General features: G+C 61.3%; 23 protein-coding genes. 11 read left to right on the top strand and 12 right to left on the bottom strand.

Annotated features, from left to right (window positions below):
- Window positions 1–81: 81 nt before the first annotated feature.
- From PVV54_RS00300 to prlC, 3 genes are all read right to left on the bottom strand, one after another.
- The gene (locus PVV54_RS00300; protein WP_274908063.1) at window positions 82–1,140 is read right to left on the bottom strand and encodes a PA0069 family radical SAM protein; all 1,059 of its coding nucleotides are present in this window, start codon (window positions 1,138–1,140) and stop codon (window positions 82–84) included.
- 86 nt (window positions 1,141–1,226) lie between these two features.
- A complete protein-coding gene (locus tag PVV54_RS00295; protein ID WP_274908062.1) occupies window positions 1,227–1,508 on the bottom strand; it encodes a YheV family putative zinc ribbon protein in 282 nt (93 codons plus the stop codon).
- On the bottom strand, window positions 1,505–3,556 hold the full coding sequence (prlC, locus tag PVV54_RS00290; protein WP_274908061.1) for an oligopeptidase A: 2,052 nt from the start codon (window positions 3,554–3,556) through the stop codon (window positions 1,505–1,507). The genes PVV54_RS00295 and prlC overlap by 4 nt, the downstream gene beginning before the upstream one ends.
- A 101-nt stretch (window positions 3,557–3,657) precedes the next feature.
- On the opposite strand from prlC, the gene PVV54_RS00285 reads away from it, so the two are divergent.
- Together PVV54_RS00285 and PVV54_RS00280 are read left to right on the top strand one after the other, a co-directional pair.
- On the top strand, window positions 3,658–4,206 hold the full coding sequence (locus PVV54_RS00285; RefSeq protein WP_274908060.1) for a gamma carbonic anhydrase family protein: 549 nt from the start codon (window positions 3,658–3,660) through the stop codon (window positions 4,204–4,206).
- A gap of 20 nt (window positions 4,207–4,226) precedes the next feature.
- Window positions 4,227–4,874, top strand: coding sequence for an HAD family hydrolase (locus PVV54_RS00280; RefSeq protein WP_274908059.1), 648 nt, complete (start codon window positions 4,227–4,229; stop codon window positions 4,872–4,874).
- A 102-nt stretch (window positions 4,875–4,976) separates the two neighbouring features.
- On the opposite strand, the gene PVV54_RS00275 is transcribed toward PVV54_RS00280, so the two are convergent.
- Entirely contained in the window at window positions 4,977–6,041 is a 1,065-nt protein-coding gene (locus PVV54_RS00275; protein ID WP_274910511.1) for an aminopeptidase, read from the bottom strand.
- Between the two features lie 84 nt (window positions 6,042–6,125).
- Between PVV54_RS00275 and PVV54_RS00270 the strand changes: the two genes are divergently transcribed.
- A complete protein-coding gene (locus tag PVV54_RS00270) occupies window positions 6,126–6,539 on the top strand; it encodes a PA0061/PA0062 family lipoprotein (protein WP_274908058.1) in 414 nt (137 codons plus the stop codon).
- A 54-nt stretch (window positions 6,540–6,593) separates the two neighbouring features.
- Entirely contained in the window at window positions 6,594–7,007 is a 414-nt protein-coding gene (locus PVV54_RS00265) for a PA0061/PA0062 family lipoprotein (RefSeq protein WP_274908057.1), read from the top strand.
- 31 nt (window positions 7,008–7,038) lie between these two features.
- Here PVV54_RS00265 and PVV54_RS00260 read toward each other — a convergent pair whose 3' ends face one another.
- Both PVV54_RS00260 and PVV54_RS00255 read right to left on the bottom strand, forming a co-directional pair.
- Window positions 7,039–7,272, bottom strand: a complete 234-nt coding sequence (locus PVV54_RS00260; RefSeq protein WP_274908056.1) for a DUF1161 domain-containing protein — start codon at window positions 7,270–7,272, stop codon at window positions 7,039–7,041.
- Window positions 7,273–7,346: 74 nt separating this feature from the next.
- Window positions 7,347–7,772: an OsmC family protein gene (locus PVV54_RS00255; protein ID WP_274908055.1), complete on the bottom strand. Its 426-nt coding sequence runs from the start codon at window positions 7,770–7,772 to the stop codon at window positions 7,347–7,349.
- 157 nt (window positions 7,773–7,929) lie between these two features.
- Here PVV54_RS00255 and PVV54_RS00250 point away from each other — a divergent pair, with 157 nt between their 5' ends.
- Entirely contained in the window at window positions 7,930–8,934 is a 1,005-nt protein-coding gene (locus tag PVV54_RS00250) for an LLM class flavin-dependent oxidoreductase (RefSeq protein ID WP_274908054.1), read from the top strand.
- A gap of 65 nt (window positions 8,935–8,999) precedes the next feature.
- Here PVV54_RS00250 and PVV54_RS00245 read toward each other — a convergent pair whose 3' ends face one another.
- Complete coding sequence (locus PVV54_RS00245; RefSeq protein ID WP_274908053.1) at window positions 9,000–9,221, bottom strand: DUF1161 domain-containing protein; 222 nt, start codon at window positions 9,219–9,221, stop codon at window positions 9,000–9,002.
- A 60-nt stretch (window positions 9,222–9,281) separates the two neighbouring features.
- Entirely contained in the window at window positions 9,282–9,497 is a 216-nt protein-coding gene (locus PVV54_RS00240) for a dodecin (RefSeq protein WP_274908052.1), read from the bottom strand.
- 150 nt (window positions 9,498–9,647) lie between these two features.
- On the opposite strand from PVV54_RS00240, the gene PVV54_RS00235 reads away from it, so the two are divergent.
- Window positions 9,648–9,971, top strand: coding sequence for a DUF883 family protein (locus PVV54_RS00235; protein ID WP_274908051.1), 324 nt, complete (start codon window positions 9,648–9,650; stop codon window positions 9,969–9,971).
- Here PVV54_RS00235 and PVV54_RS00230 read toward each other — a convergent pair.
- Complete coding sequence (locus PVV54_RS00230) at window positions 9,968–10,852, bottom strand: LysR family transcriptional regulator (RefSeq protein WP_274908050.1); 885 nt, start codon at window positions 10,850–10,852, stop codon at window positions 9,968–9,970. The genes PVV54_RS00235 and PVV54_RS00230 overlap by 4 nt on opposite strands.
- 109 nt (window positions 10,853–10,961) lie before the next feature.
- Here PVV54_RS00230 and trpB point away from each other — a divergent pair, with 109 nt between their 5' ends.
- Together trpB and trpA are read left to right on the top strand one after the other, a co-directional pair.
- Window positions 10,962–12,179, top strand: coding sequence for a tryptophan synthase subunit beta (gene trpB, locus PVV54_RS00225; RefSeq protein ID WP_274908049.1), 1,218 nt, complete (start codon window positions 10,962–10,964; stop codon window positions 12,177–12,179).
- Window positions 12,176–12,985, top strand: a complete 810-nt coding sequence (gene trpA, locus PVV54_RS00220; protein ID WP_274908048.1) for a tryptophan synthase subunit alpha — start codon at window positions 12,176–12,178, stop codon at window positions 12,983–12,985. Before trpB ends, trpA begins: the two co-directional genes overlap by 4 nt.
- Before the next feature lie 74 nt (window positions 12,986–13,059).
- On the opposite strand, the gene PVV54_RS00215 is transcribed toward trpA, so the two are convergent.
- Entirely contained in the window at window positions 13,060–13,392 is a 333-nt protein-coding gene (locus PVV54_RS00215) for a DOPA 4,5-dioxygenase family protein (protein ID WP_274908047.1), read from the bottom strand.
- A 23-nt stretch (window positions 13,393–13,415) separates the two neighbouring features.
- Window positions 13,416–14,315 (bottom strand): choline sulfate utilization transcriptional regulator, encoded by a 900-nt coding sequence (locus tag PVV54_RS00210; RefSeq protein ID WP_274908046.1) that lies wholly within the window; start codon window positions 14,313–14,315, stop codon window positions 13,416–13,418.
- Between the two features lie 108 nt (window positions 14,316–14,423).
- Between PVV54_RS00210 and betC the strand changes: the two genes are divergently transcribed.
- The 3 genes from betC (at window position 14,424) to PVV54_RS00195 (ending at window position 18,556) form a co-directional block, all read left to right on the top strand.
- Window positions 14,424–15,941, top strand: coding sequence for a choline-sulfatase (gene betC, locus PVV54_RS00205; RefSeq protein WP_274908045.1), 1,518 nt, complete (start codon window positions 14,424–14,426; stop codon window positions 15,939–15,941).
- Window positions 15,942–15,955: 14 nt separating this feature from the next.
- The gene (gene choX / locus PVV54_RS00200; protein WP_274908044.1) at window positions 15,956–16,879 is read left to right on the top strand and encodes a choline ABC transporter substrate-binding protein; all 924 of its coding nucleotides are present in this window, start codon (window positions 15,956–15,958) and stop codon (window positions 16,877–16,879) included.
- A 111-nt stretch (window positions 16,880–16,990) separates the two neighbouring features.
- Window positions 16,991–18,556, top strand: a complete 1,566-nt coding sequence (locus PVV54_RS00195; protein WP_274908043.1) for a SulP family inorganic anion transporter — start codon at window positions 16,991–16,993, stop codon at window positions 18,554–18,556.
- 109 nt (window positions 18,557–18,665) lie between these two features.
- On the opposite strand, the gene aroE is transcribed toward PVV54_RS00195, so the two are convergent.
- Window positions 18,666–19,490 carry a shikimate dehydrogenase gene (aroE, locus tag PVV54_RS00190; RefSeq protein ID WP_274908042.1) on the bottom strand — a complete coding sequence of 275 codons (825 nt, stop codon included), beginning with the start codon at window positions 19,488–19,490 and terminating at the stop codon, window positions 18,666–18,668.
- Window positions 19,491–19,501 lie beyond the last annotated feature (11 nt).

Here is a 19,501-nt window from a genome sequence, read left to right as displayed (position 1 = left end):
AAGCATCAAACGCCAATAGCCTTTAATGAAATTGTGCATAGCTATTAGTTAAGTTGAGGGTCGCCTTGATGGCTATCTGGCTTAGAACAATGCCATCTGCCCGCCCGGTGGGCAGAACGCCGAACAGTCCAGAGCCTGTGCCTCGCGCCCCTCAAAACCCAGGCGACGCACAGCCTTGGCAAAGCGCTGGGCCAGCAACTCCGCGAACACGCCTTCGCCCCGCATACGTGCTCCAAAACGGCTGTCGTAAAGTTCACCACCCCTGCTCTGGCGAATGAGGCTCAGCACGTGGGCAGCCCGCTGTGGGTAATGCTCCAGCAGCCATTGCTCAAAGAGTGGCGCCACCTCCAGTGGCAGGCGCAGCATCATGTATGCCGCACTTTGTGCGCCGGCCTCCTTGGCCGCCTCCAGCAAGTGCTCAAGTTCACTGTCGTTGATCATAGGAATCATCGGCGAACACAGTACGCCCACCGGTACACCCGCCTCGCGCAAGACCCGTATAGCCCTCAACCGAGCTTTGGGCGCCGCCGCACGCGGTTCCAGTACCCGCTTGAGGTCATCATCCAGCGTGGTCAGGCTGATCATCACCCGCGCCAATCGCTGGCTGGCCATCTCTGCAAGCAGATCCAGGTCACGCAGCACCAGCGCCCCCTTGGTCACGATGGTGACCGGGTGACGAAAACGCAACAACACCTCCAGCAGGCGCCGCGTGAGGCGTTGTTCGCGTTCAATGGGTTGATAGGGGTCGGTGTTGGAGCCCAGGTTGATCGGTGCGCACACATAGCCCGGCTTACTCAACTGTTGGGCAAGCACATCGGCGGCGTTGGTCTTGGCGATCAGCTTGGTTTCGAAGTCCAGGCCGGGGGAAAGGTCCCAGTAGGCATGAGAGGGGCGGGCGTAGCAGTAGATACAGCCGTGCTCACAGCCACGGTAAGGGTTGATCGAGCGATCGAAGGGCAGGTCGGGCGAAGTATTGCGGGTGATGACCGTTTTCGCGATCTCTACCCGAACTTCGGTGCTTTGGGTAAGCGGCGCCTCCTGGTACCAGCCGTCATCTTCCGCCACCGAATGGCTCGGGGCGAAACGATTGTGCGGGTTGTGCGCCGTACCACGGCCCTTTTGCGGTGCTGGGGGAATCATCGCTCACCTCTGCGCTGTATACATATACAGTACAACAGTGAGCGTGATCGCTCCAGCGCCTCTGGTCAGGGCGGGGCCGCCCTGCCTTATTCAGCCGGTTTCTTCAGCTTCGGATTAGGGAAGAACTGCACCGTCTGGACCTTGGCCGGCGCCGCCTTGGGCGCCAGGTTGTTGACCCGCGTACCCAGCTCCTTTGGTACTGACAGGCCCTGTTCGTTGAGGGTGTCAGTAAACCCGCAGGCCACGCACTCACGGTGCGGAACGTCGTCCTCGCTCCACATCATCAACTTGTCCGGCTCGCTGCACGCCGGGCATACAGCCCCGGCGATGAAGCGCTTCTTGGTCTTGTTCACGGCTACCTCGCTCATGCCGCCGCGTCCTCGCTCAGGCCGCTGTGGCGCAGCAATGCATCAATGGACGGCTCACGGCCACGGAAGTCGACAAACAACACCATCGGCTCCTGCGAACCGCCACGGGCCAACACGGCCTCGCGGAAGGCGCGGCCTGTTTCTGCGTTGAGCACGCCTTCTTCTTCGAAACGGGAAAACGCATCGGCGGACAGTACTTCAGCCCACTTATAGCTGTAATAACCCGCCGCGTAACCGCCAGCGAAGATGTGTGCAAAGCTGTTCGGGAAACGGTTGTACGCCGGTGGACGCATGACCGACACCTCATCACGCACGCCTTCGAGCACCTGCAACACGCTACGGCCATCACCGTGGCTGGCGTGCAGCTCGAAGTCGAACAACGAGAACTCAAGCTGGCGCACCATCATCATGCCCGACTGGAAGTTTTTCGCCGCCAGCATTTTGTTCAGCAGGTCCTGAGGCAGCGCTTCGCCGGTTTCGTAGTGGCCGGAAATCAGTGCCAGGCCTTCCGGCTCCCAGCACCAGTTTTCCATGAACTGGCTCGGCAGCTCGACCGCATCCCACGCCACGCCGTTGATACCGGAAACCCCGGCGTGCTCGATACGGGTCAGCAGGTGGTGCAGGCCGTGGCCAAACTCGTGGAACAGGGTGGTCACTTCGTCGTGGGTCAGCAGGGCAGGCTTGCCAGGTGCGGCCGGGGTGAAGTTGCACACCAGGTTGGCCACAGGGCTTTGCAGTTCGCCGCCAGCAGTACGGCGACGGTCGCGGGCGCCGTCCATCCAGGCGCCACCGCGCTTGTTGGCGCGGGCGTACAGGTCGAAGAAGAAGCGGCCAACGTGCTGGCCGTTTTCCTTGATCTCGAACAGGCGTACATCAGGATGCCAGGCATCAAAGCCCTTGAGCTCGGCGATTTCGATGCCGTACAGGCGCTGGACGATGCTGAACAGGCCGGACAACACCTTGTCGATCGGGAAGTAGGCACGCAGGGTTTCCTGCGACACGCTGTAGCGCTGCTCACGCAGTTTCTCGCCAAAGTAACCGGCGTCCCAACTGGCCAGCTCGGGGCAACCTTGCTCGGCGGCGTAGGCCTTGAGCTGCTCCAGATCCTGGGCAGCAAACGGCTTGGAGCGTTTGGCCAGGTCTCGCAGGAAGCTCAGCACCTGGTCGCTGGACTCGGCCATCTTGGTGGCCAGACTCAGCTCGGCGAAGTTCTTGTAACCCAACAATGCCGCCAGTTCCTGACGCAAATCGAGGATTTCGCCCATCACTGGGCCGTTATCGAACTGGCCGGCATTCGGGCCTTGGTCCGAAGCGCGAGTGCAGTAGGCGGCGTAGAGTTCTTCACGCAGTGCACGGTCGCTGGCGTAGGTCATCACCGCGTAGTAGCTGGGGAATTCCAGGGTGATCAACCAGCCCTCAAGGCCCTTGGCTTGGGCAGCAGCGGCCATCTGTGCCTTGGCCGAGTCAGTCAGGCCGGCCAGCGCCGCTTCATCCGTGACGTGCTTGGTCCAGGCCTGAGTGGCATCCAGCAGCTGGTTGGAGAAACGGCTGCCCAGTTCGCTCAGCTTGCTCTGCACTTCGGCATAGCGCTGCTGCTTGTCGGCTGGCAGGTCGATACCCGACAGGCGGAAGTCACGCAGCGCGTGTTCAATGATGGTTTTTTGAGCAGTGTCGAAGCTCGTGGCTTCAGGGCCTTTGGCCAGCGCTTCATACGCCTCGAACAGCGCACGGTTCTGGCCCAGTTCGGTAGAGTAGGCGCTCAATGCAGGCAGGCAGGACTCATACGCCTCGCGCAACTCCTTGCTGTTGCACACCGCATTAAGGTGGCTGACCGGGCTCCAGGCGGCGCCCAGGCGGTCGTTCAGTTCGTCCATGGCCAGCACCAGGCCGGCCCAGGTGGGGTTCTTGCCCTGCTTTTCGAGGATATCGGCAATGGCTTTACGGTTGTCGGCCAGGATCTCTTCGATGGCTGGCAGCACGTGTTCGGCGCGGATAGCCGAGAAGGGCGGCAGATCGTAGGACTGCAGAAGCGGGTTGTTCGCACTCACGTTTGGATACCTTGGCAGAAGAAACACTGCCCCATCTTAATTACAATCGACGCCGACCGCAGCAGGCAGCCTGCCTATCGGCACACATGAGAGACGCTATCATGGCCATCCGTAACTTCCAGCAACACACTCCGAAAGTTGGACCCAGGGCATTCGTCGACCGCTCGGCGGTGGTGCTGGGCGACGTGGAGATCGGCGAGGACAGTTCGGTCTGGCCGCTGACCGTGGTGCGCGGTGACATGCACCGCATCCGCATCGGCGCCCGCACCAGCGTGCAGGACGGCAGTGTGCTGCATATTACCCACGCCGGCCCGTTCAACCCGGACGGTTTCCCGCTGATCATCGGCGACGAAGTAACCATCGGCCATAAGGTCATGCTGCACGGCTGCACGCTCGGCAACCGCATCCTGGTAGGCATGGGCAGCACCATCATGGACGGCGCCATTGTCGAAGACGAAGTGATCATCGGCGCCGGCAGCCTGGTGCCGCCGGGCAAACGCCTGGTCAGCGGCCACCTTTACATGGGCAGCCCGGTGAAACAGGTGCGCGTGCTGACCGACAAGGAGCGCGGATTTTTCCCGTATACCGCCGGCAACTATGTGAAGCTCAAGGACCAGCACTTGGCCGAAGGCTTCGATCAACCGGAATGACCCCGACTACCGAGACGCGCATGCATCAGCAAAACATCCTCTTCGACCTCGACGGCACCCTGACCGACCCTCGGCTGGGCATTACCCGTTCAATTCAGTATGCCTTGGCCAAACTGGGCATCGACGAACCGGACCTGACACGTCTGGAGCACTTCATCGGCCCGCCCTTGTTGCAGGCCTTCATGCAGTTCTATGGTTTTGACGAAGCCAAAGCCTGGGATGCGGTGAATTTTTACCGAGAGCGCTTTCGTGTCACCGGCCTTTACGAAAACTCGGTGTTCGAAGGCGTGCCTGAACTGCTTGCAGCCCTCAACAACCAAGGCCGAACGCTTTACGTGGCTACTTCCAAACCTTGGGAGTTCGCCCGCGAAATTGCCCGGCACTTTGCCTTCGACCATCACTTCAAAGTGATCTACGGCAGTGAGCTGGATGGCACTCGCACGAACAAGGTCGAGCTGATTCGCCACTTGCTGGACGAGGAGGGGCTGGACCCGGCGCAAACCCTGATGATCGGTGATCGTAAGCATGACCTGATCGGGGCGCGTAGTAATGGGTTGCAGGCCGTGGCGGTCGGGTATGGGTTTGGCAGCCGGGAAGAGCTGATGGCAGAAGAACCCGCCTTCCATTTTGCAACGGTCGCCGAGATGCATCAGGCATTCGTTCGCTAGCCTTGGGGCCGCTTTGCGGCCCATCGCGGATGAATCCGCTCCTACAAACGTATCCCTGTAGGAGCGGATTCATCCGCGATGGGCTGCACAGCAGCCCCAAACTCACATCAACTGCTGCAACACGTCATTCCTCTCCGGCGTCGGCAACCGCCCCAGCGCCTCAACCTTCTCGTAAAACTTCACCCAGTCTCTATCAACCGACTGAAACAATGCCGCAAACGCCGGCACCCACTGGTCATACAGACCGAATGGCAACAGCTTGGCGTTGCTCATCGCCCCATACACCCAAGCGTCATAGCGTTTATCCCCGGCCCACTGGCTGTCACGCACCACACGATACTCCGCGCGCAACCGCTCGAACTCCGCCTGCTTGGCCGCTCGCTTGTGGTCATCATCCAGCGGCCCGGCATAAATCGCCTGCAACCGCTCCCGGCTGGCCAGCACCAGGCGGACGAACTCTTCACGCTGCTTGCCGTGATCATCACCAACGGCTGCAAGCCCACGGGACACGCGCCATTGCCGCGTTCCCTCCTGTTCTACAAAGGTGGCGAAAGACTCATTGAATGCAGTGTCGTCCTTCACATAAAAACGCTGATGCGCCAGCTCATGGAAGATGAGCGTGGCCAGCCGCTCATCACCCCAGCCGACCATCGATGACAGTATCGGGTCATCAAACCAGCCAAGGGTCGAATACGCCTCGACACCGCCCACGTACACGTCCAGGCCTTGCTCACGCATTACCGCCGCTGCACCGCGTGCCGCGCCTTGGCGATAGTAGCCGCGATAAGCCACGCACCCCGCCACAGGGAAACAGTGCGTCACCGGCTGTAGCGATAGCTCCGGCGTGGCAAACACGTTCCACACCACATAAGGCCTGCCCAGGTCGGCGTAAACACGATAGCTACGGTTATCCGGCAGTTTCAGCTGCTGGCTGGCAAACGCCCGCGCCTGCTCGGCATGCTCCAGGCGAGCGCGCAATTGCGGGTTGCTGCCGGGGTCTGCGATCACGGCTTCCACTGGCTGGCGGGCGCGCAACAGTTGCCATTGGCCCTCAGCCAGCTGGCCGTAATAACCCAGCGTGCTGCAACCACTCAGCAGAAACATGCCCACTACGGGAACCAAAAGCCTGAAAACACGGTCGAGTGGCCCAGGGCCTGAGCGCTTCAAAAGAAAAAGTCGATCCATCTTGGCTATCCAGCTCGCTCACGGCCATTGCGCTCCAAGACTATCTCGCCCAGGGGGAGTTTCGCCATGCGTGCACTGTTCGTCGCCAGCTCACTGTTGCTGGTTTCTGCCTGTTCGACCCTGCCCGACCCCGACCCCAACCAGGCCTGGGTTGAACTGGCCCCCAACGACGACACATCGCTGCACGCCGTGCAGGTGGACGAGCGAGAGTGGGCCGACAACCGTTACTTCGAGGTTCAACCCGGCAGTCATGAGCTGACTGTGCGCTACCAGTTCGCGGTTACGCCAAGCAACATTGGCCCGGTGGAAGAGCCGCTGTGGCGCGACTGCCAGCTCAACCTCACCTTCAAGGATTTCAGCGCTGGCCAGCGCTACCAGCTGCAAGCGGGCAGCATCGGTTTCCGCCCGTGGATCAAGCTGTATGACCATCAGCAAAAACTGGTCGGTCAAGGCCTGCCAGCGGGCTGCCAACGCACCTGAAACCCGCAAACGGCGCTATGCTTGTACCTTGTAACTGCAAGTGGGAGTTTCACCATGCGCCAGCCCATGATGCTGATCGCCCTCAGTGCACTGGGGGCTTGCGCCAGCCCCTTGCCGCCCGCCGACCCCAAACAAGCCTGGGTAGACCTATACACCATGACGCCCGGCCGCGTGATCATGGCCGACCGCCTCGACGGCAAGCGCCTGAATGACGGCCGATACTTCCAGGTGACGCCTGGCAAGCATGAGCTCGTGGTGCGGTTTGATTATGAAATCTACGCAGGCGGCATGCTGACCTCGCCCAAAGACCGGACGTGCTATCTGACGGTACGCTTTGACGATTTCAAAGCGGGTGAGCGCTATCGTCTTGAAGCAAGGGCGCCAGTCATGGAGCCGCAGATCCTGCTCTACGACTCGAGCCGCAAGGTGCTGGTCAACGAACCCAGCAACGTGTTCTGCATACCGTGAACCCAAGGGCCGCATAACGGCCCTTGGCGCTCTACCGGTCGTTTTTCTGGTAGATGATTTTCTTCGTCCCGGCATCACAGCTGCCAACGACCATATTTTGGTCCTTGACCTCGCTGTTGGGCACGATTTCCAGGGTGTACGACGTAACACCCCGAGCCTGGATCTTGGCCTCGATTTCAGCCTTCAGCTCCTCGCACGGCTTCACTGCCGCCAACGAGGACGTGGCCATCAGGGAAGCCAGTACGGCAATTGCTACGCGAATCATGAAACGGCTCCTGCAAAAGCAGCGGCGCTGCCAACGCTGTTTAGACTACCGCAAAGCATCGCCATCGCGCTGGCCTAGCTCACCAGCGAAGCGTCCAGGGTGATCTTCGCATTCAATACTTTCGATACCGGGCAGCCGGCCTTGGCTTTGTTGGCGATTTCAAGAAATTGCGCGACATCTGCCCCGGGCACTTTGGCCTTGAGGGTCAAATGCACGGCAGTGATGGCAAAGCCATCAGTCTGCTTGTCCAAAGTAACTTCAGCGATGGTATCGATTCGATCTGCGGTAAGCCCCGCCTCGCCGAGCATCATCGACAACGCCATCGAGAAGCATCCGGCGTGCGCTGCGCCAATCAGCTCCTCGGGGTTGGTCCCGGGCAGCCCCTCGAATCGGGTGTTGAAACCGTAAGGGTTTTGCTTGAGCGCGCCGCTTTCGGTGGACAACAACCCTTTACCGTCTTTCAGGCCACCTTGCCAGATCGCCGATGCTGTTTTTTTCATGATGCCTCCTGGTCATTCGGTCTGGTATCTATGCCTTGTGAGGCCATCGCCCTACGGCAAGTTCAGACGAATCGCTCAACTGGCATTGGAATCGACGCAATGTGCCCATACAGAGTCTGAAAGGCCCTGTGGCCACCCACTTTCTGCGGAGGCTCCGATGACGCAGCTGCGTGACCTGAAAATTTCCACCCTCGACCTGGTGCCGGTGCGTGCCGATCAAGGCCCAGCGCAGTCACTGCGCAACTCACTGGACCTGGCACAGCATGCCGAACGCTTTGGCTACAACCGGTTCTGGGTGGCTGAACACCACAATATGGATGGTATCGCCAGCTCCGCCACCTCGGTGTTGATCGGCTACCTCGCTGGCGGTACCTCAACCATCCGCATTGGTTCGGGTGGGGTCATGCTGCCCAACCATGCGCCGCTGGTAATCGCCGAGCAGTTCGGCACCCTCGCCAGCCTTTACCCAGGGCGCATCGACCTGGGCCTGGGCCGCGCCCCCGGCTCAGACCAGATGACCGCCCACGCCCTGCGGCGCGAGCGCTCGGGCAGTGCCGACGACTTCCCGGATGATGTAGAGGAATTGTCGCGGTACCTTGGCCCGCGTACCGATGATCAAAAAGTGATCGCCGTGCCGGGTCATGACACCGAAGTGCCGATGTGGCTGCTGGGTTCCAGCCTATTCAGCGCCCAGTTGGCTGGCATGCGCGGCATGCCCTACGCCTTCGCCTCGCACTTCGCGCCGCGTTACATGCATGAGGCGATCCGCGTGTACCGCAACCATTTCAAGCCCTCCACCACACTGGACAAGCCGTACGTGATGCTTGGCGTACCAATGGTGGTCGCCGATACCGATGAGCAGGCCGAGTATCTGGCGACATCGGTGTATCAGCGCATCCTGGCCCTGATGCGTGGCCAGAGCCTGATGCAGAAACCGCCGGTTCCGAGCATGGATGGCCTGTGGCTGCCCCATGAACGGGATGCCGTGGGCAGCTTCCTGGGGCTGGCGATGATTGGCAGCCCGCAGAAAGTACGGGCCAAGGTGGAAGTGCTGCTGGAGCAGACCGGTGCGGATGAGCTGATCTTCACCTGTGATTTGTATGAACATGCCGACCGGGTCAGGTCTTACGAGCTGTTGGCGCAGGCGCTCAAGTCCGAGTAAGGCTGTTCGCGGGTAAACCCGCTCCCACAGGGTGGGAAGTTGGGCTACCCGCGAAGAACTGCCGTCTAACCCCGACGATAGACAATTTCCTTGGTGCCACCCTCACAGGTACCCACCACTTTGCCTGCCGGTTCGCCCTTGCTGACGATTTCCAGCGTGTAGCCGCTGACGCCCTTCGCATCCAGCTTCGCCGCAATTTCCGCCTTTAGCTCTTCACAAGGCTTGCCTGCCGCCAGCGCGCTACCCGCCAGCGTCATCAGGCCTACCGCCACTATCAGTTTCTTCATCACTCGCTTTCCTTGTACCGATGAAATTCGATATGAGCGCCAACAAGGCACCCAGCTCAATCAGCTGTTTGCAATCCGGAAGCCGACCTTGAGGGTTACTTGAAAGTGCGCCGCCTTGTTGTCCCGGATATGGCCGCGGGTATCGACCACCTCGAACCACTCCAGGTGCTTGATGCTTTTACCCGCTTCCGCCAGGGCGTTATTGATCGCCTCTTCGATACTGGTGGCCGAAGAGCCGACCAGTTCGATCTTCTTGTAGGTGTGATGATCGGACATGAGTGTTCTCCTTCAATGACGGTTTGGTTCAGCCTAGCAGCGCAGGCCTGGTTTACCTGCGAGCCGTCACCTCGCACCAAAGTTCGATCGCACTTTCTTGTTGCAGCGCAGTCGCAACCTGTACAGCCCACCCTGCGAAGGAGAGTCAACATGCACCGCAACTCGCTGCGTAAAACATCCCTGGAAAGCATGGAAGCGGAGATCGAGAGCCTTCTGAAAACCCTGGAAAACCTCAAGCATGACGCCTCGGAAGAGTCCCAGAAGTCCGTGAAGGCCATCCGCAGCAACGCCGAAAGCGCGCTTAAACACTCGCGCAGCCTGCTAAGCGATGCTTACGAGGAAGTGAAGAACCGAACCCGCCAGACGGGCATTGCAACCCGCGACTATGCGCAGGAACACCCGGTCACCACCGCCGGCGTGGCTATCGGCGCCCTTGGCCTGCTGGCGGCTTACCTGCTTTACCGTCGCAACTAAGCCAGTTCGCGGCGCAGCCACTGCGCCAACTGCTCGGCGCGCCCATCAGCGGTGCGCCGTGGCACCCACAGAGCCAAGGCGGCCGGTGTGGGTGAAAACCCCCAGGGTGCGCTCAGCCGCCCGGCACGCAGGTCATCGGCCACCAAAGGTTGTGGTGCAATAGCCACTCCAAGCCCGGCCACTGCAGCCTCCAGCAAGTAATACAAATGCTCGAACGCTTGGCCAAACTGCAAGTCCGCGGCATGAAGGCCCTGTTGCTCAGCCCACGTAGGCCATGCCTGCGGGCGTGACGTGGTGTGCAGCAAAGCCTCATCGAGCAACGCTTTGGCGGGGGCATCACGCAAGCGCTCGTAACCACTGAAATGCGGGCTGAGCACCGGCCCGATGCGTTCCTCCGCCAGCACATGCACCTGCATGTCGGCAGGCCAGGGCGGTTCGGCATAAACCAGTAGTGCGTCCAGCCCGGGGCGCCGTGGGTCGAGGTCACCTTCACCTGCCGACAGGTGCAGGCGCAGTTCCGGCAGATCTGCCTTCAGCCGCCCGAGCCGGGGAATGAACCAGCGCGCCAGCAGGCTACCAGAACAGCCCAGCACGAAAGGCGCTTCGCTGACGTCACGGCTCAACTCGGCACACACACTGCGCAGCCGGTCGAAGGCCTCACCACTGGCGTCCCGCAGTCGCACCCCGGCATCTGTGAGTTTGATGCCACGCCCTTCTTTTACGAACAGGGCCACACCCAGGTGTTCTTCCAGCGCCTTGACCTGACGGCTGACTGCACCGTGCGTCACATGCAGCACTTCCGCAGCCTGGCTAACGCTGTTCAAGCGTGCCGCCGCCTCGAAGGCGCGCAAAGCATTGAGAGGAGGGAGGTCGTGGGCCATTGATATGTGAGTTTTCCTGACATGTTTACGCAATCTTATCGGTTTTCAGCCGGGCGTGTGGTGGTTACAGTAAAGCCCATCACTCATTCATAACGCCCTGGAGCGCCCCATGACCCAGACCCAATACCGCGCCGGCCCTGACGCCAACGGCCTGTTCGGCTCGTTCGGCGGCCGCTACGTGGCTGAAACCCTGATGCCGCTGGTGCTGGACCTGGCCCGCGAATACGAAGCGGCCAAGGCCGACCCCAAGTTCCTTGAAGAACTGGCCTACTTCCAGCGTGACTACATCGGCCGCCCGAACCCGCTGTACTTCGCCGAGCGCCTGACCGAGCACTGCGGCGGCGCCAAGATTTTCTTCAAACGTGAAGAGCTCAACCACACCGGCGCACACAAGGTGAACAACTGCATTGGCCAGGTGCTGCTGGCCAAGCGCATGGGCAAAAAACGCCTGATCGCCGAAACCGGCGCCGGCATGCACGGCGTGGCGACCGCCACCGTGGCTGCGCGCTTCGGCCTGCCCTGCGTTATCTACATGGGCGCCACCGACATCGAGCGACAGCAGGCCAACGTATTCCGCATGAAACTGCTGGGCGCCGAGATCGTGCCGGTCACCGCAGGCACCGGCACCCTGAAAGATGCCATGAACGAAGCGCTGCGCGACTGGGTTACCAATGTCGATGACACCTTCTACCTGATCGGTACTGTGGCCGGCCCGCACCCCTACCCAGCAATGGTCCGCGACTTCCAGTCGATCATCGGCAAGGAAACCCGCGCCCAGTTGCAGGAAAAGGAAGGCCGCCTGCCTGACAGCCTGATCGCCTGCGTCGGTGGTGGCTCCAACGCCATGGGCCTGTTCCACGATTTCCTCGATGATGCCAGCGTGCAGATCATTGGCGTCGAGGCTGGTGGCCATGGCGTCGACACCGACAAGCATGCCGCCAGCCTCAATGGTGGTGTGCCGGGCGTACTGCACGGCAACCGCACCTACCTGCTGCAGGATGACGACGGCCAGATCACCGACGCCCACTCGATTTCCGCAGGCCTGGACTACCCGGGCATCGGCCCGGAGCACGCTTACCTGCACGAAGTGAAGCGTGTTGAGTACGTCAGCATTACCGACGACGAGGCGCTGGACGCCTTCCACGCCACGTGCCGCCTGGAAGGCATCATCCCGGCGCTGGAAAGCTCCCACGCGCTGGCTGAAGCCATCAAGCGCGCGCCAACCCTGCCGAAGGACCACCTGATGGTCATCTGCCTGTCGGGCCGTGGCGACAAAGACATGCAAACTGTGATGAACCACATGGCCGCCCAGGAGAAACAGGCATGAGCCGTCTTGAACAACGCTTCGCCGACCTGAAAGCCGAAGGCCGCTCCGCGCTGGTCACTTTCATCACTGCTGGCGACCCCGGCTACGACGCCTCGCTGCAGATCCTCAAGGGCCTGCCGGAAGCTGGCGCCGACGTGATCGAACTGGGCATGCCGTTCACCGACCCGATGGCTGACGGCGTGGCCATCCAGCTCGCCACGCTACGTGCGCTGGAAGCTGGCCAGACCTTGGCCAAAACCCTGCAGATGGTTCGTGAATTCCGTGTGGATAACCAGACCACGCCGATCGTGCTGATGGGTTACTACAACCCGATCCACCGCTTTGGCGTGGCTGAATTTGTCGCCGATGCGAAAGAAGCAGGCGTCGATGGCCTGATCATCGTCGACCTGCCTCCAGAGCACGACGCAGAACTTGCCACCCCGGCTCAGGCGGCAGGTATCGACTTTATTCGCCTGACCACGCCGACTACCGACGACGCTCGCCTGCCGCGCGTGCTGGAGCGCAGCTCCGGCTTCGTCTACTACGTGTCGGTAGCCGGTGTCACCGGTGCGGGTTCCGCAACCACCGAGCACGTGACCGAGGCGATTGCCCGCCTGCGTCGCCATACCGACCTGCCGATCAGTGTTGGTTTTGGTATTCGTACGCCGGAGCAAGCTGCAGCGATCGCCCGCCTGGCCGATGGCGTGGTGGTGGGGTCGGCGCTTGTCGACAAGATTGCCCAGGCCAAGGATGCCGATCAGGCGGTAACTGGTGTATTGAGCCTGTGCTCGGCACTGGCTGAAGGGGTGCGCGGCGCCCGCCGCTGAACCGCGTCGCCAGCATCGCGGATAAATCCGCTCCTACACGCGTAGGGGCGGATTCATCCGCGATGAAGGCAGCACTATCCTCCAAAAATCGACAAATCCAAAGGCCGTATAGCCCCCATCCAGATCGCATGATCCCGGTGGTCCGCCAGCTCATCCCCGGTCAACGGGTGCAGAAACACCACCAACCCCTTGCGATAAAGTGCCAGCCACGGCAAAACCACACCCACCACCTCTGGCCCGAACGCCAACTGGCAGCTCCAGTCCGGGTGCGGCCCCACAGGCTTTTGGTGCATACGCCCCATGGTCACGGCGAACAGCCGCGCCGCTTCCTCGCACAGCTCCCGCGCCTGCTCGATAGTCGACGCGTCGTAATACACATGGGCGTGATAGCCCTTGATTCTCTGCACGTTAACTCCTGAATACATTGCCACTAGCCCACGCGCTCCTGCTCCAGCCAGTCGACAAACCGCTCGATCAAAGCCCCGCGCCGTTTACGCGGCGGCAAAACCACATAATAGCCCCGACGCGACTTCAAACTGCCCTCCAGTGGGCGACACAGCAAGCCCTGGTCCACCAGGCCATCGACCAGATGCCGCCAACCGATCGCCACGCCCTGGCCAGCAATCGCGGCCTGGATCAGCAGCGTGTAGTTGTCGAAGCGCAGTTGGCCGGCGGGCGGCGGGCTGTCCACGCCAAGCCCGCGAAACACCCCGGCCCAATCGAACCAGCGGCTAGCCTGCTCACCCCTTAAATGCAAAAGGGGCAAACGCTGCAAAGCCACGGCTGACAAGGGTTTGCCATGGATCAACCGCGGGCTGCAGACAGGGAAAACCTCTTCATCAAACAGCCATCGGCTCTCACCTTGATGAAAGCGCCCGTCGCCAAACAATACCGCAACGTCGATGTCTGGACGCAGCATGCCCTGGCTTCGCTCACCCGTAACCAGGCTTACATCCACCTGTGGATAAGCTTCATGGAAGCGCTGCAGGCGCGGCATCAACCAGAACGCGGCAAACGCAAAGTCCGTGGCCACCTGCAGCACCTCACGCTGGCCCCGGCCACTGACCTGGGCAATCCCGTCATCCATGGCCTGCAAGCCTTGGTGAACTTGCTGGAAAAGTGCCAAGCCCGCTTCGGTCAGTTCTATACCCCGGTAGATCCGGTCAAACAGCCGCGTGCCCAGTTGCGCCTCCAGGCGTTTGACCTGCTGGCTCACTGCCGGCTGCGTGGTGCCAAGCTCCAGCGCCGCAGCGGTAAAACCCCGTAGTCGAGCGGCGGCTTCAAACACACGCAATGCATCGAGGGACAGTTCGGCAAGGTGGTCAAACATAAGCACAGCTAATCCCAGTCATTGCCCGCCATGGGCTTTACCCATGTTATCCACAGTCGCATCTTGGTAGGCAAGCGGTTCGCATAATCCTCAACGATGGAAGCCACCATGACGCGCCCGAATATCCTGTTCATCATGGCCGACCAGATGGCCGCGCCCTTGCTGCCGATCTACGCCTCGTCCCCTATCCAGATGCCACACCTGAGCCGCCTGGCGGAGCAGGCCGTAGTCTTTGATGCTGCCTACTGCAACAGCCCTCTATGCGCGCCCTCGCGCTTCACCCTGGTAAGCGGCCAGTTACCCAGCCGCATCGGTGCCTTCGACAACGCCGCCGACTTTCCCGCCGATGTACCAACCTACGCCCACTACCTGCGCCGCCTCGGCTACCGCACCGCACTGTCGGGCAAGATGCACTTCTGCGGCCCGGACCAGCTGCATGGTTACGAAGAGCGCCTGACCAGCGATATCTACCCGGCCGACTATGGCTGGGCCGTGAACTGGGATGCTCCCGACGAGCGCCCAAGCTGGTACCACAACATGTCGTCGGTGCTGCAGGCCGGGCCCTGCGTGCGCACCAACCAGCTCGATTTCGACGAAGAGGTGGTGTTCAAGGCCCGCCAGTACCTCTATGACCATGTCCGCGAAAACGATGGTCGGCCGTTCTGCCTGACGGTATCCATGACCCATCCCCACGACCCGTACACCATCGCGAAGCGTTACTGGGATCGCTACGAGGCTGTGGATATCCCCATGCCCCGCGCAGAATTTGCCCAGCACGAACTCGACCCGCACTCGCAGCGTTTGCTCAAGGTTTACGACTTGTGGAACAAACCCCTGCCTGTGGACAAAATCCGCGATGCCCGCCGCGCCTACTTTGGCGCCTGCAGCTACATCGACGACAACATCGGCCAGCTGCTGCAGACGCTGGAAGAATGCAATCTTGCTGATAACACTCTCATCGTGTTCTCCGGCGACCATGGCGACATGCTTGGCGAGCGGGGCCTCTGGTACAAAATGCACTGGTTCGAGATGTCGGCACGCGTACCGCTGCTGGTGCATGCGCCCAAACGCTTCGCGCCGGGCCGCGTGACCGCTGCAGTGTCGACTTGTGACCTGCTGCCGACGCTGGTGGAACTGGCCGGAGGCGCTGTGGATAACCAGCTTCACCTCGACGGCCGTTCTTTGCTCGGCCACCTGCAAGGGCAGGGGGGCCATGACGAGGTGATCGGCGAATACATGGCCGAAGGCACGGTCGGCCCGCTGATGATGATCCGCCGCGGCGCCTACAAGTTCGTGTACAGCGAAGACGACCCATGTTTACTCTATGACCTGAGCCGCGACCCGCACGAACGGGAGAACCTCACCGGCAGCCCGGACCACCAGGCGCTGCTGCAGGCATTTGTCGATGAAGCACGCCAGCGTTGGGATATCCCCAACCTGCGCCAGCAGGTACTGGCCAGCCAGCGCCGCCGCCGCCTGGTGGCTGAGGCGCTGGCCATCGGCAAGCTGAAAAGCTGGGACCACCAACCGTTGGTGGACGCCAGCCAACAGTACATGCGCAACCACATCGATCTCGACGACCTCGAGCGCAAGGCACGTTATCCACAGCCCGCACCCATGGATTGAGAAGAGAGGCCGCCATGCAGAAGTTCTCCACAGCCGTTATTGCCCTTGTAATGAGCCTGGGCACCGCCACGGCCTACGCCGACGACGCGCAATGCAACACCGTGAAGCTGGCCGACCCTGGCTGGAGCGACATCGCCTCGACCAACGCAGTAGCCCGCCTGCTGCTCGAAAGCCTCGGCTACCAGGTAAAAATCGACAGCCTGGCGGTGCCGATCATTTATGGCGGCCTCAAGGACGGCAAGGTCGATGCCTTCCTGGGCAACTGGATGCCAGCGCAGCAAGGCTTCCATGACAAATTCATTGCCACAGGCGATGTGCAGCAATTGTCGCGCAATCTCGAAGGCACCGAGTTCACCCTGGCCGTGCCGGACGATGTGTGGAACGCCGGTGTAAAAGACTTTGCCGACCTGCAGAAGCACGCCGACCAGTTTGACAAGAAGCTTTACGGGATCGGCTCCGGCGCGCCGGCCAACCTGTCGCTGAAAGAGATCATCGACAAGAACGAGTTCAACCTCGGCCAGTGGAAGCTGGTGGAGTCCAGCGAGCAGGCGATGCTGGCGCAGGTGGACCGTGCAGTGAAGAAGAACCAGTTCATTACGTTTCTAGGCTGGACGCCCCATCCCATGAACGTGAAATTGAAGATGCATTACCTCACCGGCGGGGAAAAATGGTTTGGCAGCAAGGGTGAAGTGTTTACCCTGACGCGCAAAGGTTATCCACAAGCCTGCCCGAATGCAGCGAAAGTGCTGAGTAACCTGAGCTTCACGCTGGACATGGAAAACAGCATCATGGCCGAGGTTGTGGATAAAAAGATCAGCTTTGATGAGGCCGCCAGGGCTTGGGTGAAGGCACATCCTGAAGTACTGGATGTGTGGCTGGCGGGCGTGACTACATTAAAAGGCGCGGATGCTGCGCAAAGGTTGAAGGCCAAACTCTGATTTTCGTCTGTTAGGCTGCTCATACAGCGGAACACAATCGCCTGTGGGAGCGGCCTTGTGTCGCGAAACGAGGGCAAAGCCCTCGCCTGCGCTTTTGAACAGGATCAATGCATGCCCCGAGCCCACCAACTGCTGCCCTTCCTGGCTTGGCTCCCCCGCCAAACCGGCCGCAGCCTGCGCCAAGACCTGCTGGTAGGCCTCAGCGGTGCCATCCTCGCCCTGCCACAATCCATCGCCTACGCCCTGATCGCCGGCCTGCCTGCCGAATACGGGCTTTACGCGGCCATCGTTCCGGTACTCATCGCTTGCCTGTGGGGTTCATCCTGGCACCTGATCTGCGGCCCGACCGCCGCCATTTCCATCGTCCTCTACGCCAGCATCAGCCCGCTGGCCGTGGCGGGCAGCGCCGATTACGTGACCTTGGTACTGCTGCTGACGTTTCTCGGCGGCATCTTCCAGTTGCTGCTCGGCCTGATGCGCTTCGGCGCATTGGTCAATTTCGTCTCTCATTCAGTGGTGCTCGGCTTCACGCTGGGCGCAGCCATCGTCATTGCTTTGGGCCAGTTACCCAACCTGCTGGGCATGGACCTGCCAAGCCAGGCCACGGCGCTAAAGACCGTGCAGGACCTGGCCAGCCATGCAGGTGACGTCGACTTGCCGTCACTGCTTTTGGGCTTGGCAACGGTCGTGATCGGCATGGCCCTGAAACTCTGGCGGCCACGCTGGCCGAGCCTGTTGATAAGTCTGATCGTTGTAAGCCTGCTGGCCTGGCTGATGCCGGGCTTTTTTGGCCATGTCCCCCGTGTGCCCGCGTTCACTGGCCAGCTTCCTCCTTTGAGCCCGCTGCCGCTTCTGGACGTCGAGCTCATGCTGCGCCTGTTACCTAGCGCCGTGGCGGTGGGCATGCTCGGGTTGGTTACCAGCCTGTCGATTGCCCGCTCGTTATCTGGGCGCTCCGAACAGTTGATCGACGCCGACCAGGAAATCCGAGCCCAGGGCCTCTCGAACATCGTCGGCGCGTTCTTTTCCGGTTACCTGTCCTCGGGGTCTTTCACTCGCTCGGGCCTGAGCTACGACGCGGGTGCCCGATCGCCAATGGCCGGGGTATTTTCGGCGCTGTGGGTGGCGTTGTTCGCCGTCACCGGTGCCGGGTTGATCGCACACCTGCCCATCCCGGCCATGGCCGGCAGCATTTTGCTGATCTGTTGGGGGCTGGTGGACCATCGGGCTATCAGGGCGTTGTTCCGGGTCAGCCGGTCGGAATTTCTGGTCATGGCCCTGACCGCTGCGGCAACCTTGCTGCTGGAGTTGCAAACGGCGATCTATGCCGGGGTGCTGGCATCGCTGTTCTTTTACCTCAAGCGCACGTCGCGGCCACGGGTGCAGCAGAGCCGGGAAGGGGAGGCTGATGTGCTGCGGGTGGGCGGGTCGATTTTCTTCGGTGCGGCGCATTACCTGCAGGTGCGGTTGCAACGCTGCCAAGGCCCGCATGTGGTGATTGATGCGCGGCAGGTGAATTTCATCGATTACTCGGGTGTGGATATGTTGCACCGCGAGGCAAGGCGGCTGATACGCACGGGCGGTAGCCTGACGCTGCACCGGGCTAGGCCGCAAGTGATCGAGGAGTTGCAGAAGCTCGAAGGGGTGGAGCTTTGCCCGATTCAGTTTGAAGAGTGAAGGGGGCGCTTCGCACCCCATCGCGGATAAATCCGCTCCTACAAGGGCCCGCGATCAGCCTATAGGAGCGGATTCATCCGCGATGGGCCGCAAAGCGGCCCCAACAACCTCAGCCCCGAGCCAACTGCCGGCGCAGCTCGGCCAGCACAGGCGCCGTATCCGGCCGCACCCCACGCCAGATAAAGAATGCCTCCGCCGCCTGCTCGGCCAGCATGCCCAGCCCATCAAGCACCTTGGCAGCACCCAAACGGCTGGCCCACTGGCAAAACGGCGTCGGCTCCTTGCCATACATCATGTCGTAGCAAACCGTACGCCCAGCCTCGACCAGGCTGTCGGCAATCGGCGGCATCTCACCGGCCAGGCTTGCCGATGTCGCATTGATGATCACATCCACAGGCTCCTGCAACCAGGCAAACCCGCTGGCCACCACCGGCCCTAGCTCATCAAACTCACGCGCCAGCTGCTCGGCCTTTTCCACCGTGCGGTTGGCGATCACCAGCGTCTGCGGCTTGTGGGCCAAAATCGGCTCCAGCACACCACGCACGGCGCCACCGGCCCCAAGCACGAGGATGCGCTTGCCTGCCAGCTCAACCCCGGCGTTCACCGTCAGGTCACGCACCAGGCCCGCGCCATCAGTGTTGTCGCCTTGCAAACTGCCATCAGCCAGCTTGCTCAAGGTGTTCACCGCGCCAGCACGCTGGGCACGGGGGGTCAGGCTGTCGCACAGGCGATAAGCTTCTTCCTTGAACGGCACAGTAACGTTGCCACCGCTGCCTTGCTTGAAAAAGCCGCGCGCGCAATCGCTGAATTCGTCCAGCGGCGCCAGCAAGGTCGCGTATTCCAGTTGCTGCCCGGTCTGCTCGGCAAACAGGCGGTGGATAAGCGGCGACTTGCTGTGGCCAATGGGGTTACCAAAAACGACGTACTGATCCATGACGGCTCCTT

It is taken from the genome of Pseudomonas sp. PSKL.D1 (assembly GCF_028898945.1).
GTDB lineage: Bacteria > Pseudomonadota > Gammaproteobacteria > Pseudomonadales > Pseudomonadaceae > Aquipseudomonas.
The sequence above is the reverse complement of the archived record's forward strand: the minus strand, read 5'-3'. Positions and strand labels throughout refer to the sequence as shown.